This window comes from Halorientalis regularis (assembly GCF_023698535.1).
Classification (GTDB): Archaea; Halobacteriota; Halobacteria; order Halobacteriales; family Haloarculaceae; genus Halorientalis; species Halorientalis regularis.
In genome coordinates, this window is sequence record NZ_JALJCL010000013.1 from 1 (window position 1) to 13,157 (window position 13,157).

General features: G+C 64.4%; 15 protein-coding genes. 5 read left to right on the plus strand and 10 right to left on the minus strand.

Annotated elements, in window-relative coordinates; all coding sequences use genetic code 11:
* Nucleotides 1–108: 108 nt before the first annotated feature.
* The 3 genes from MU521_RS15900 to MU521_RS15910 form a co-directional block, all read right to left on the minus strand.
* Entirely contained in the window at nucleotides 109–567 is a 459-nt protein-coding gene (locus MU521_RS15900; RefSeq protein WP_217630174.1) for a hypothetical protein, read from the minus strand.
* Between the two features lie 63 nt (nucleotides 568–630).
* On the minus strand, nucleotides 631–1,635 hold the full coding sequence (locus MU521_RS15905; protein WP_092693739.1) for a tyrosine-type recombinase/integrase: 1,005 nt from the start codon (nucleotides 1,633–1,635) through the stop codon (nucleotides 631–633).
* Between the two features lie 225 nt (nucleotides 1,636–1,860).
* Nucleotides 1,861–2,031 (minus strand): hypothetical protein, encoded by a 171-nt coding sequence (locus MU521_RS15910; RefSeq protein WP_175452898.1) that lies wholly within the window; start codon nucleotides 2,029–2,031, stop codon nucleotides 1,861–1,863.
* Nucleotides 2,032–2,181: 150 nt separating this feature from the next.
* Here MU521_RS15910 and MU521_RS15915 point away from each other — a divergent pair, with 150 nt between their 5' ends.
* Nucleotides 2,182–3,639, plus strand: coding sequence for a PAS domain S-box protein (locus MU521_RS15915; RefSeq protein ID WP_092693741.1), 1,458 nt, complete (start codon nucleotides 2,182–2,184; stop codon nucleotides 3,637–3,639).
* A gap of 1 nt (nucleotide 3,640) precedes the next feature.
* Here the strand turns inward: MU521_RS15915 and MU521_RS15920 are convergent, their stop codons facing one another.
* Together MU521_RS15920 and MU521_RS15925 are read right to left on the minus strand one after the other, a co-directional pair.
* On the minus strand, nucleotides 3,641–4,834 hold the full coding sequence (locus tag MU521_RS15920) for a PAS domain-containing response regulator (RefSeq protein WP_092693743.1): 1,194 nt from the start codon (nucleotides 4,832–4,834) through the stop codon (nucleotides 3,641–3,643).
* A 434-nt stretch (nucleotides 4,835–5,268) separates the two neighbouring features.
* Nucleotides 5,269–6,138 (minus strand): cytochrome c oxidase subunit 3, encoded by an 870-nt coding sequence (locus tag MU521_RS15925; RefSeq protein ID WP_092693745.1) that lies wholly within the window; start codon nucleotides 6,136–6,138, stop codon nucleotides 5,269–5,271.
* A 149-nt stretch (nucleotides 6,139–6,287) separates the two neighbouring features.
* Here MU521_RS15925 and MU521_RS15930 point away from each other — a divergent pair, with 149 nt between their 5' ends.
* Both MU521_RS15930 and MU521_RS15935 read left to right on the plus strand, forming a co-directional pair.
* On the plus strand, nucleotides 6,288–7,685 hold the full coding sequence (locus MU521_RS15930) for a hypothetical protein (protein ID WP_245681200.1): 1,398 nt from the start codon (nucleotides 6,288–6,290) through the stop codon (nucleotides 7,683–7,685).
* Nucleotides 7,682–8,002 (plus strand): DUF7410 domain-containing protein, encoded by a 321-nt coding sequence (locus MU521_RS15935; RefSeq protein ID WP_245681201.1) that lies wholly within the window; start codon nucleotides 7,682–7,684, stop codon nucleotides 8,000–8,002. Before MU521_RS15930 ends, MU521_RS15935 begins: the two co-directional genes overlap by 4 nt.
* Here MU521_RS15935 and MU521_RS15940 read toward each other — a convergent pair.
* Entirely contained in the window at nucleotides 7,999–9,063 is a 1,065-nt protein-coding gene (locus MU521_RS15940; protein WP_092693749.1) for a polyprenyl synthetase family protein, read from the minus strand. The two genes, MU521_RS15935 and MU521_RS15940, sit on opposite strands and share 4 nt — an antisense overlap.
* 123 nt (nucleotides 9,064–9,186) lie before the next feature.
* Between MU521_RS15940 and MU521_RS15945 the strand changes: the two genes are divergently transcribed.
* Nucleotides 9,187–9,954 (plus strand): NAD(+)/NADH kinase, encoded by a 768-nt coding sequence (locus tag MU521_RS15945; protein ID WP_092693751.1) that lies wholly within the window; start codon nucleotides 9,187–9,189, stop codon nucleotides 9,952–9,954.
* A 57-nt stretch (nucleotides 9,955–10,011) separates the two neighbouring features.
* Nucleotides 10,012–10,452, plus strand: a complete 441-nt coding sequence (locus tag MU521_RS15950) for a DUF7313 family protein (protein ID WP_092693753.1) — start codon at nucleotides 10,012–10,014, stop codon at nucleotides 10,450–10,452.
* A 433-nt stretch (nucleotides 10,453–10,885) separates the two neighbouring features.
* Here MU521_RS15950 and MU521_RS15955 read toward each other — a convergent pair whose 3' ends face one another.
* Genes MU521_RS15955 through MU521_RS15970 form a run of 4 tightly spaced genes read right to left on the minus strand, consistent with a single transcriptional unit; the run spans nucleotide 10,886 to nucleotide 13,156 of the window.
* Nucleotides 10,886–11,152 carry a DUF7314 family protein gene (locus tag MU521_RS15955; protein ID WP_092693755.1) on the minus strand — a complete coding sequence of 89 codons (267 nt, stop codon included), beginning with the start codon at nucleotides 11,150–11,152 and terminating at the stop codon, nucleotides 10,886–10,888.
* Nucleotides 11,145–11,543: a DUF7315 family membrane protein gene (locus MU521_RS21860; protein ID WP_394327229.1), complete on the minus strand. Its 399-nt coding sequence runs from the start codon at nucleotides 11,541–11,543 to the stop codon at nucleotides 11,145–11,147. The genes MU521_RS15955 and MU521_RS21860 overlap by 8 nt, the downstream gene beginning before the upstream one ends.
* A gap of 43 nt (nucleotides 11,544–11,586) precedes the next feature.
* Nucleotides 11,587–12,348, minus strand: coding sequence for a cytochrome b family protein (locus MU521_RS15965; RefSeq protein WP_092693757.1), 762 nt, complete (start codon nucleotides 12,346–12,348; stop codon nucleotides 11,587–11,589).
* Nucleotides 12,349–12,352: 4 nt separating this feature from the next.
* Nucleotides 12,353–13,156, minus strand: coding sequence for a cytochrome b (locus MU521_RS15970; RefSeq protein WP_092693759.1), 804 nt, complete (start codon nucleotides 13,154–13,156; stop codon nucleotides 12,353–12,355).
* Nucleotide 13,157 lies beyond the last annotated feature (1 nt).

The following is a 13,157-nucleotide window of genomic DNA, read 5'->3' on the forward strand; positions in this document are numbered from 1 at the left end:
CTTTGAGAAATCGGGACGATTTCGCTAGTGAAGCGGGAGATTTGGGTCATAGACAACTGAAGTCTCCCGCTTCAACTCCTTCGATTTAGCGACCTATCCCGACGCCGTCTAGTGATTCAACACAGCCCTCTCATAACAGAGAACATCTGTTACTATAATCCGAGCTGATACAAGGAATGAGAAAATCAATCCAACGATAGTAATTATTACAGCCCCGAAGACAATACCGAAGACATTCCCCATCAGGAGCGCAGTTATGGTCCCCACGAAACTGAACGCGAACTCTCCGTTCCGTAGTTTTTCTTCTATTTCGTCTTTTGCATCATCCATCTCATGCAAGAGGCTCCATCTGTCAGTGCCAGGATCTTTGATTCCACTTTCTAAAATGTGCAGAACATCATCCCGGAAACTTCTCATCTCATCAGGTGAGCTGATGCGGAATATGACAAGACGAATCGCGCTATCGAAACTAACAATCTCACCAACTTTCCGAGGTAAATCCATCACATATAGAAAAATGGAAATGACGGCTAACAGAGGTAGTAACACTACTACGACTGCGGTCATGATGACAGCAGTAGAAACAACCGACCTCAATCGGCTGAACATATCTAAGCCACCGCACCCCTTTCAAATATCTCTTAGGTGACTTCTCCTCCTCTCGGCCTTCTCGTCGTGTGTTCCTTTGTCATAGTGTTTTGATAAGACCCGACCACTCATATTCACCCTCTCACCAGTCACGTCCTTCGGTTGGCCTGCGTTCCGAGCCGCAGTGACGTACCCGCGACGAAGTGCGTGCGGACTCACTGACCCTGGACACTGAGATGCACCGTTCCAAGTTGCCGCCTCGCACGTCTCGGGTTCTTCATCGAATGGGCAGGCGTTCTCGTAATGACACGGACGAGTCGCCGTATAGACCATCCGTTGAATCGTCGTCCGCGCTCGGCGTCCGTGATCGGTAGCTATCAACGGTTCTCTGCCGTACCCGTCAGCGACGGCGGGCCGGGCGTTCTCGATGTAATCCGCAACCACTCTCCCGTCGTCCTTCTCTATGAGTACATCACGCTCGCCCTTAGCCTTCTTTTTGAGTGGTGTCCCAGTCTCAGGCCGGTGGCGGATTTCAAGCGCGGGACGAACTTCATCGAAGTCGCTGACATCGAGCGCTCGCAGACCGCTGAGTCTCATTCCGGTCTTCCAGAGGATGAGGAAAATGACGTGCCGGTCGCTGGCGTACTCGAACTTCCCGAGATGTTCGAGTATTTTCTTCGACTCTTCGCGGGTCAGCAAGTCGTCACAGATTTCGTCCGACTCGTCGGTTTTCGGGATGCGGACCAACTCAGAGAGGCCCCTGGGAACTGCTTGAATCGTTTCGCAGAACTCGATGAATCCACGCACTGTCACCATGTCGTTCCTGGCAGTGATCGTGGCGACATCGCTTAGACGAGATTCTCTGAACTGCTGAAGATGATCGGAGTCGAGATCCCGGAGGTCTGCGATGTTCCTGTCGTCCAACCACTCACAGAACTGTGCCAGGGTTGTGTCGTAATTGTAGAGAGTCTTCCGTGTGACGCTGTGCTTCTTGTCTTTCAGGTAGCGATTCTTCGCGTCCTCGGGTGGTGTTTGTTTCAGTGGCATCGTTCTATCACGGCTACCCCGAGGAGAGCGCCGGTGAGTACAGACGGTGGCTACGCCAGTCCTTCGTGGCGGGGAATAGGCTCCTGCGTTGCGGCACGCGAGGGCGGGCGATGCGGTGCTGAAATCGCCCGACGGAGCGCGGGGGTTCCAAATCCCTCCACCGGCTCTTTTGGGTCGAACTCTCGTGAGGACGAGAGCGCCACGTGTAGGATTCGAACCATCGTCTCACGCATACCCCTGGTTTTTCAGTCGCTGGCGGATGGATTCGGGGACTGGTTCGTCTTCGACGGACCGGATGTCCAGATCGGCACGGAGGTCGTGGAGTCGTACCTTGGGGTCGCCGACGAACTCGTCGTACTGGAGCGTATCGAGGACGACGACGGCGACGTTGTCCATGGCCTCGGACGTGGGTGGCGGCGTCTGGTTAGGCGTCCCCTTCCGGATACCGTGTGTCGGGGAGTAGTCGATCCATACTGGGGCGGGGCGACGACGTTGGGCGCCGAAACGCCCTCAACCCTTAACAGTACACTCGCCGAAGGGGCTGTCATGAGTGACGCCGATGTCGATCGGGTTCGGGTGCTGCACGTCGACGACGATCCCGAAATCGTCGATCTGGCCGCGACCTTTCTCCGCCGTGAGGACGACCGTCTCGACGTGACATCCGCGGAGACCGCCGCCGAGGCACTCGACAGCGTCCGTGCGGGTGACGTTCACTGTCTCGTCAGCGACTATCACCTCCCCGATATGGACTGTGCCGAGTTCGTGACGGCCGTCCACGACATCGACCCGGAGCTCCCGTGTATCCTCTTTACCGGCCGCGACCGCGCACGGATCGACGCCGACATCGAATCCGCCATCTCCGGCTACCTGCAGAAGGGGTCGGGAACGGAGCGATACGCGACGCTGGCCTCGGAGATCCTCGCGGCCGTCGACCAGGGGAGTCGGGTCGACACCGACGGGGGGTCGGAACCCTCGGCACGACCCGAACTGGCCGACCTCGATCTGGGCGGGCAGGGGGCCGTCCTCGCGAACGCGCTCGACACCGTCCAGGACGGATTCTTCGTGTTAGACCGTGACCGAACCGTCGTCTACTGGAACGAGTCGATTCCCGGTGTGACCGGGTACGACGACGCCGACCTCGACGGGATGGATCCGACTGCCTTCTTCGCACCCGGAGACCGAGACCGAATCACCGACGCCATCGACGAGGCCTTCGAGACCGGGCGGGCGACGGTCGAGGCCGCCGTGCAGCGCCGCGACGGTGGCGAGGTGCCCGTCGAGTTCCGGAGCGCACGGCTGACCGACGACGCCGGTGCGACCGTCGGCGTCGCCGGTGTCGCCCGTGACATCTCCGACCGGATCGCGTACGAACGCGAACTCGAACGACAGAACGAGCGACTCGAAGAGCTGATCGGCGCGGTCTCACACGACCTTCGGAACCCGCTGAACGTCATCGCCGGCCGCCTCCAGCTGGCTCGCGAGATGGACGACGGGGAAGAACACTTCGAAGCGGTCGAGCGCTCGACCAACCGGATGGAGACGCTGATCGACGACCTCGTCATCCTCGCCCGGAAGGGCAAGCCGGTCGACGAGACCGAATCGCTGGCGCTGGCATCGCTGGTCGAGACCGTGTGGAGTGACTGCGGAACCGACGCGGCGTCGATCCACGTCGACACCGACCGGCGGCTCCTGGCGGACCGCGACCGGCTCCGCCGGCTCCTCGAACAGGTGCTGGACAATGCGGTGACACACGCCGGGCCGGACGTGACCGTGACCGTCGCCGACGTGGCCGACGGCTTCTACATCGCCGACGACGGGCCGGGCATTCCCGAGGACGACCGCGACCGCCTGCTCGAATACGGGGAGACGACCGATCACGAGGCCTCGGGGCTCGGGCTCGCGCTGGCTCGGCGGGTCGCCGAGGCCCACGGCTGGTCGCTCCGTATCGCGGACAGCACCGACGACGGGACGCGCGTCGAAATCACCGGCATGGGCGGCGGGTGAGTCACTCCCGTTCGGTCACGTTGCGGAGGACGCCGACCGTCCCCTGGAACTGGTCGTCGTCGTCGGTGATGACGGCGATGCTGGCCTCGTAACACCGTACCTCGTCGTCGACTGTCTGGGTCGCAAACTCGAGGATACCCCAGCGGCGGTCCCTGTCCGCGAGCAGATCGGCGACCAGTTCTCGGCCCCGTTCCAGGTCTTCTTCACGCATGAATCGGGAGATGTGGGTCCCTTCGACGAACTCCCGGTCGTAGCCGCTGTGTTCGAGGAAGGCCTGATTGACCCACGTGAGCCGCTCGTCGGGATCGAGCAGATACACCGGGTCCCCGACGTTCTCGACGACGCGCTGGTAGCCCTCCAGATCCTGTTCGCGACGCTTGCGCTCGTCGATGGCCCGCGTCGTCACGACGAACCCGTTGACCAGCGGATCGTCGAGCAGATTCCGCCCGCGAGCTTCGAGCCAGCGCCAGTCGCCGTCGGCGTCTTCGATGCGGAATTCGGCGCTCGGTGAGCGTTTCGTGTCGATGACGCCGTCGTAGAAATCCTCGCGCAGGCGTCGCCAGTCGTCGGGGTGAATCCGGTCGTACGGGACGGTGCCTTTCAGGTCCTCGACCGGGTGGCCGAGGATTTCCGTGACCGTCTCGTTCTGGTAGGTGATCGCCGCGCCCGGGCGGACCACGCTGATCATATCCGGGTTGGCCTCCAGCAGGCGCTGGGCCTGCGCGCCGCGGCGCTTCTCGTCCATCTCGTCTCGATACTCCGTACAGAGCGCGACGACGTGTTCGGCGAGCGTCCCGGTCGGATCTTCCCCGTCGGTCGTCACGTAGTCGTCGACGCCCGCGGAGATGGCATCGCTGGCGAGTCCCTCGTCGCCGTCGGCGGCGAAGAGGACGATAGGCAGAGCGTCCTGATTTGCACGCACTGCCTCCACGAACGCGACCGGGTCGTACGCCGCGTCGTCCGTGCAGACGAGGCAGTCGAACGGGTCCTCCGTGTCGGCGAGCGGACTCCGCATCTGCGGGTCGATCCGCTGTTGTGCCTCGGCGATCCGTTCGATTCCGTCCTCGAACGTTTCCTCCACGACCAACCCCACCTCCGAGTCGACGCGCTCGAACCCCGCTCCGATCCAGTCCGCCACCTCCTCGTCACCGCCGACGTAACACACTCTGAGCGGACCCCGGCCGACCTGTACCATTGATCATCAACTGCGCACGTTTCGTGATAAGTGTTGGCAACACATCGAATCCCGCTCGCTGTTTAAACCGGTTACACTTCTCTTCCCGTTTCATTCCACGGTGATAAGGGTGTGTATTATAGCGCCCATCTCACTGTATCGTGTATAGACGATCATGAGACTCGTACGCTGCGCCGCCTGATCCGCCCCGAGTACGGCCGTTCGACCGCCACACACCGACGACACATGCCACACGACACGACAGACGCAAGTACCGATTTCGCACCGCTCGTTCCGACGATGCCCCGGTCCGCTACCTGGACCGACGGCGGTGCTGCCGAGACCGAACTGCGAGACCGTAACCGCCGAGCAAGCGGTCGGGCAGATGCCACGGCGGCCGCGGCGGCGGACGCGTCGCTGGTGCCGGATCTACGCTCAGAAGAATCGGGGCCGATTTAAATGCCGAACTCCGCGCCGACGTAGAGGACGACGACGAGGAAGATCCACACCACGTCGACGAAGTGCCAGTACATCGAGACTGTACTGACGGAGGTGTGCCGTTCGGCCGAGTACTGGCCCAGCAGGCCGCGGATGAACACGATGGACAGCAAAATCGCGCCAAGCGTCACGTGCAGTCCGTGCAGGCCCGTCAGGCCGAAGAAGGCGCTGCCGAAGACCGCGCCCTGGAAAGTCAGGCCCTTGTGGACGATGAACTCGTAGTACTCGTACACCTGCCCGCCGATGAAGACGACCCCGAGCAACAGGGTGGTCCCCAGCAGCCCGAGGAACTGCTTGCGGTTGTTCTTCAGGAGGCCGGTGTGTGCGAAGTGCAGGGTGAAACTGCTGACCACCAGGATCAGCGTGTTCACGATCACCAGCGTCCCGAACAGTTCCGGGAGGTTACCCGGGGGCCACGTGCCCGCCCGGATGAAGAAGTAGTAGACGAACCCGGCTCCGAAGGTGGCGATCTCCGTCCCGAGGAACAGTATCATCGCCAGCCGCAGCGTCGAGTCGTCGTGCTCTCCCGTGCCGTGCTCCCAGAAGTTGACCACGAAGGCGTGATAGAGCCAGCCGTACAGGCCACCGAGGAACAGCACCGCGCTCGCGATGAAGGCCCCGGGTCCGACCATCGGGCCGACGATGGCGCTGTCACCGCGGCCCAGCACGTACAGCGCTGCGCCGATGTAGAAGCCACTGGCGCCGATGGCCGTGATGAACGGCCACCAGCTGGCTTCACCGAACCCGCGCGGCCAGTCCTCGACCGCGGGCAGGTGGTGACCGCCGTGGCCACCGTGGTCGTCCGAAGTATCGTCTGCGACGCCCATGTGTGTACGAGAGTTACGAGTCGACCGGTAAAAACCTGCCCAAGTCGTCGCCGCTGGACCCCACTTCCGCCCGTTGCCGGCCACCCCCACGGCGACCTGCCCGTCCCATTCCGGAAGCTACTCCACCGGTCCATCCCAAGCGTCGACAGATGGTGGGTTCGTCACTCCGTCGCCACTGTTGCCGCCTCCTCGTTCCGGTGCTCGCCGGCACCCTGTTCGTCGGGACCGCCGCGGCCCACGGCGGCAGTCTCGGTGCGGGTAGCCGGGAGTCCATCCGGATTCCGACCTGGCTGTTCCTGCTCACCGGCGGCGGCGCTATTGGGGCCTCGTTCCTGCTCTCTTCGTTCGTCACCGACCGACTATTCATCCGGGAGTTCCACGGGTGGGGCCGCGATGCCGTCGTTCCCGCACGCCGCCTCCTCGTCGCACTCGGCCACCTTGCCGGCCTCGCCGGCCTCGCGGCCGTCGTCGTGGTCGGCTTTCTCGGTCCAGACGCCGCACTGGCCAATCTCGGCCTGTTGCTCGTCTGGGTCGGCTGGTGGGCCGGGTTCACCATGACGACCTACCTCGTCGGGAACTCCTGGCCGATCCTCAACCCCTTCCGAACGATTACGAGCGCCCTCCCGACGCTCGACCGCGACTATCCGGACCGCTTCGGGGCCTGGCCAAGCGCCGTCGGCCTGCTCGCGCTGATCTGGCTCGAAGTCGTCAGTCCGCTGGCCGACGACCCCCGACTGCTCGCGACGACGGTCCTCGGCTACGGGGCCGTGACGCTCGCTGGCGCGGCCGTCTTCGGCCCCACCCAGTGGTTCGCCGACGCCGATCCCGTCGCCCGCGTCTTCCGGTACTACGGGCGGGTCGCGCCACTGACCCGGGACGACGACACGGGTCGCCTCCGGCTCCGGCTGCCCGGAAGCGCGCTCACGGACGCCCGACTCGTCGACGGCCTCGACGAGGTGGCCTTCGTGGTGGCCCTGGTGTGGGTCACCACCTACGACGGACTGGTCGCGACACCGCTGTGGCGCGGGTTCGCCACCTGGATCGTCGGCGTCGGCGTCCCGCCCGCGGTCCTGTACCCCGCCGCGCTGGTCGCCGGGTACCTGGCCTTCTTCGGGGCCTACTGGCTGGCGGCCCGCGGTGCGCGTCGACTGGCCGACTCGTACGTCTCGACCCGTGTCCTGGCCCAGCGGTTCGCGCCGCCGCTACTGGCCATCGCCGCCGGCTATCACCTGGCCCACTACCTCGAATACTTCCTCTCGCTTGCCCCGGCCGCGCTCGCTGTTGCGCCGACACCCCTCTCCGGGCCCGCGACCGGGGAAGTTCCCATCGGGGTGGTCCCGGGCTGGTTCGGCGCGCTCAACCTCACCTTCGTCCTGCTGGGGCACCTGCTGGCGATCTGGGTCGCCCACGCCGCGGCCTTCGACCGGTTCCCCGGTCGACTCCAGGCCATCCGGAGCCAGTACACGTTCACCCTGGTGATGATCTGTTACACCATGACCAGTCTCTGGATCGTCTCACAACCGAGTGTCACACCACCGTTCCTATGACCGACACGACCCAGTCGACCGACCGATCAGGCACTGCCACCGGGGACGGACCGGAGATCCCCGACGAGTACGACCTCCCGCCCGACGCGGACCCGTCGGTCTGTGCCCACTGTGGCGCACCGTTCGCCGACGAGGAGCTGCTGGTGCTCCACCGCGGGATCGACCACGCCGATGCCCTCGACGACTCCGAGCGCGACGCCTTCGAAGACGCGTACGAGAGCGAACGAGAGCGGCTGCGGTCGTTCAGGCTGAAAGCGCTCGGTGCACTGGTGTTGCTGTACTTCGGCCTGTTGATCACCTACTCCGTGTTCGCCTAGGCGTCGCGCTCGATCACGAAGCGGGTGAACTCCGCGAGCTGTCCTTTCGGTTCCGGGGCGAGGTCTAGTCCGTCGAGATGCCCCCGCGCTCGTTCCGAGAGCGACTGGGCCCGTTCCCGGGCGTACTCGACGGCTCCGGTCGACTGGTAGAGGTCGAGGACCCACTCGATCTCCTGGTCGGTGTTGTCGTCGGCCCACAGGATCTCCTCGAGGCGAGCGGTGTCCTCGGGCATCGCGTTCTCGACGGCGTGGATGGCCATGAGCGTCTTTTTGCCCTCCCGGATGTCGTTGCCGAAGGCCTTGCCGAAGTCGCCGGCCCGGTCCAGCGAGTGTTCCACGTCGAGGATGTCGTCGCCGATCTGGAAGGCGATGGACATCTGCTGGGCGTATTTGGCGACGGCTTCCTCGACCGCGTCGGACTGGCCGGTGACGACGGCCGCCAGCCGGGCCACGATCCGACCGAGACAACCGGTCTTGCAGGCCGACATCTCCAGATACTGCGCCTCCGTGATGTCGATCTCCCGCTCGTTGTGCCAGGTGATGTCCATCCCCTGTCCGAGATGCGTGCGGTTGAGTTCGTGCATCAGCATCTCGTAGGCCGCCAGCCGGGTTTCGGCGTCGAGATCGCCCGGGTCGTGGGTGATGATCTTCAGCGGGAGGAAGTACATCGCGTTGCCGGCGTTCAGTGCGATGTCGGTCCCGAACACGTGGTGGATCGCCTCCTCGCCCCGCCGCATCGATGCCCCGTCTTCCACGTCGTCGACGATGATCGTCCCGTTGTGGAGGATCTCGGGGATGCAGGCGTAGGGCAGGTACTCCTCGGGTTCCTCGCCGAATGCCTCGACCAGCAGCAAGAACACGACGGCCCGCCACCGCTTGCCCCCTCTGTCCAGTAACTCCCAGATCGGGTCGGCCAGCGCGGCCTGGATCGCGTCCGGGTCGTACGCGTGGCTCGCCGGACCGAAAAATTCCGCGAGATACGCCTCGTCGACGACTCGCGGGAGCAACTCCTCGATGGCCTCGTCGACCACCGGTCGCCACTCCCTGAGCACGTCTCGCATAACCGAAGGGTCACGCCCGCTCCCCAAAAGTGTTCAGAAACGCACCCTCCCCCGGGCCTCGTCACCGTCGCCCTTACTGGCGAGACCGCACGCTTTTGCATGGCGGGGCCCCACGGATCACCGATGAGCGACCCAGCCGAACGGGCGACCGTCGGCGTCGTCGGGGAGCGGTCGGCCGACCGAGTCTCCGATGCCGTCACGGCCGCCGGCGGGACACCCGAGATCGGCGACCCCGACACCGTACTCGCGACCGAACCCGACGCTCTCGTCACCGCCGGCGAGGACGCGCTGTTTGCCCTCGCCGCACGGTCGGAGCTACCCGAAACTCCGGTACTCCCCGTCGAAGTGGGCTGTGGCGTCCGGTCGGTCCCACGGTCACGCGTCGAGGGCGCGATGGACACCCTCGTCGCCGGCGCCGGCCAGGTCGATTCCTATCCCGTCCTCGGCGTCCACGTCGGTGACGCCCGCCGGGCCCGCGCGCTCGCTGACGTGACGCTTCTCACCGCCGAACCAGCGCGCATCTCCGAGTACGCGGTTGCGACCGACGGAACCACCGTCGCGCAGTTCCGGGCCGACGGCGTGGTGGTCGCGACCCCCGCCGGTTCCCACGGGTACGCTCGCCGGGTCGACGCGCCCGTGGTCGCCCACGACACCGGCGTCGCGGCCGTCGCGCCCATTGCGCCGTTCGCGACCGACGACGATCACTGGATCCTCGACATCGATACCGTCTCGCTGCGCGTCGAGCGCGACGAAGTGCCCGTCGAGTTGCTGGCCGACGACCGCCGCGTCGACGAAATCGACCCCGGTGTGCCGGTCTCGCTCTCGGTCGTCGACACGCTCTCTGTCCTCTCGCTACCCGAGAGCAGTCACCCGTACACGGACCCGCGCTGAGCCGTCCGCGCGGACGGATTGGAAAAACACTAAAGCGTCACGGACGGAGATTCTGATATGCAACCTTCGGTAACGCTGTTCGGCCCGCTGGATGCCATCCTGGGTGGCCAGATGGAGTACGTCCTGTTGGCGCTCGCCGTGATCAACATCGGAACCCGGGCGTTCACCTACCGGCAACACGTCACGCAGGCCGAGGAGGGCGGCGCAGAGGCGGTCACGCGGAACCCGATCCACGCCGCGAGCAACGTCCTGTTCATCCTCGCGGCCTTCTACTACACGACGCTCCACGCCCACTCCGGCGTCGTCGTCTCCGTCCTCGTTGCCGGCGTCTTTATCGCCGACTTCTTCGAGTTCGAGGCCCGCAAGGTCGAAGCCCGACGCGGGATCGACATCGAACGACCCAAGGGAGCCATCGGCGCGTCCCTGCTCGCACTCGCATACATCACGTACCTCAGCCTCTTTTTCCTCTTCGAAGGCCTCGTCGGGAAAGTCATCTGAACGCGGCTCGCTCTTTTTTCGGTCACCGGTCACCCGTCCACTGTGGGTCGGGTTTCGATGCGGAAGTGCTGTCGCGGTGGTGCCACTCCGCCGCATTCCCACGCCTGGACCGTGCTTCACACCCCTCCCTCGACACACCGCCGTCGTCGTGACCGGGTGGGGCGGCGACCTGCTCGCGTCGCCGGTCCGTGCTTTCTCCGAGGCCCCGGACGGCGTGATCGGAGCTCGATCACGTCTGTGGGGCACACGCCTCGGCGGTCAGCCCCGGACGCGTCACCGGAGAGCGAACCGTCGACAGGCGTTCGCCGCGAGGCCCCCCTCAGCAGGGTGCCGACATACCTCTACGTGACGGACGGTAGTGAGAAGCGAGTGGAGGCCGCACCGTCTCACGGCCAGTGAGACGGGCAGCCAAGAACTGTCGGTCTGAGTACGATCAGCTACTGCGCTCGGCCCAGGCCTCGCGGGCCTGCTCGACCAGCGGGACGACGACCCAGAACGTCAGCGCGCCCAGGACCGCGAACCAGAACAGCGCGTCCTTCAGGAACAACCCGATGCTGGCGTAGACGCCCGGGTCCGACGGCGGTGGCGCGAGCAACTGTCCCTCCGCGAAGCTTGCCGTGGTGTACCAGCCTGCTAGCACCATCCAGGCCAGTCCCGCGGTCGTCAGGATCCCGAGACCCTTGGCGAATTCGTCAGCCATTATCTGTACCTTCGGCGGTGTCGTCTTTAGACTTTCCCATTCCCGCCGCGCGGAACCGCGTCGAGAACGCGTACGCGGCCGCTCCGGCCAGAATGAGACCGATGCCGAAAAGCGCCGCGACTGGCTGGATCGCCGAGAGCGACGCGGTCGCCCGGTTGGTCGCCGAGTCGAGTACCACGAACCCGCCGACGACCGTTGCGATGGCAAACAGCGTCGTGAACACCGTGATCGCCTTGTAGACTCGCATCGGAACTTCGATGTCGCGGTCGCTACTCCCGTCACCGTCCGTGCTTTCCTCCGCCGTTTCCCCCGACGGCCCACTGTCGGGTGTGTCGGCGGGTTCTACGTCTGGTGACGCCTCGGACGGATCGGGATCGTCGTCTGATATCATGGGAAAAATGCGAATAGGCAGTCGGGGGCGGCGGGACGGGCGGTTACTTCGGCGGCCGCAGCCGGTAGTAGCGACGGTTGAGGGTGAACATGTACCCCTCGCGCATCGACTTGAGGATCGCGTAGGCGATGAACCCGCCCACGAACGGGAGCAGGAAGGTCAGGTCGAACAGGAGGTGTGAGTCCATCGGCACTAGGTTCTTGACCGACAGCACGGCGACAGTGAACGCGAAGATCACACCGAAGACGCCGACCGACGCCCAGAAGGGCTGTTCGACCGGCCGCCGGGCTGCGCCCTTGTTCAGGAACGGGACGATGGTGATCGCACCGACGACGACCAGGTTCGCCAGGACGCCGTAGGTCCGGTCGGCCATCAGGGACTTCCCGCCCAGCAACGCCAGGTCGGGATTGAGCGGCCCGAGTTTCAGGAGGCCAAAGGACCAGTAGAGATACCAGTCCGGCAGGATGACCGCGGGCGTACTCGAGGAGTTCGCCGGCGGCATCATCTCCGGGGGCAGCGTCGCCGAGAGGAACACGATCATGCCGACGAAGAAACTCGTCAGCGCGAGATTTCGGATCATCTCGTGGGGCCAGGCCGGGAAGCCCAGCACGTCACGCTCGACGTAACTGGACTCCTGGCGCAGGTCCTGGTCCTCGCGGCGCGCTCGCTCGAAGTACTCGTAGGTCAGCCGGGAGAGCCCCTGCGTGCGCTCCTTGCGCTCGCTCCAGGTGGGGGTCTCGTCGTCCGGCGGGACGATGCCCGTACCTCCGTCCGTCTCCGTTTCGGGAGTGTCGTTGTCGCTCATTGTATTAGTGTGGTTCCGCGATGCCCTGCATCCAGACGATGCCGATGTGGACCGCGATCAGCCCGGTCACGAGGAACGGCAGGAAGAACACGTGCAGGATGTACATCCGTTGCAACGTGGCCTGCGTTAGCGTGAAGCCGCCGAACAGGAGTTGTGCCGTCCACTCACCCGCCAGCGGGATCGACAGCGCCATCTCGACGCCGATCTGACCCGCCCAGTAGCTCAGCTGGTTCCACGGGAGCAGGTAGCCGCTGTACCCGAACACCATCGTCATCGAGATCAGCACGATGCCGATGATCCAGTTGAGTTCGCGAGGCTCCTTGTACGCGCCCGTGAAGTAGACACGGAGCATGTGCAGGAACACTGCTGCGGTCATCACCTGGGCGCTCCAGCGGTGGATCGACCGAAGCATGTACCCGAAGTTCAGGTCCTGCATAATGTATCGCAGGGACTCGAACGCGACCGTCGGGTCGCCCGACGAACTGGCCGCGGCCGGCGCGTAGTAGAACCCGAGCAAGGCCCCGGATATCGCTGCGACCAGATACGCGATGGTCGAAAACGACCCGAGCGCGTACAGCGGGTACCAGTACCAGAACTTGTTGTCGAGCCCGTACTGCTCGGTGTGGCTCTTGGGCATCTGCATGTTGACCTTGTAGTAGAGGTCTTCCAGCAGTTCCAGGTAGTCGACCAACCGGAGCCGCTTGTCGAGCCACATCAACAGGGTGAGGTAGCGCTCCTCCAGCACCGTGAGGTCACGCTCCTCCATCCAGCCTCTGTGATCGTGTTCGTCTTTTTTCTCGAGACTCATT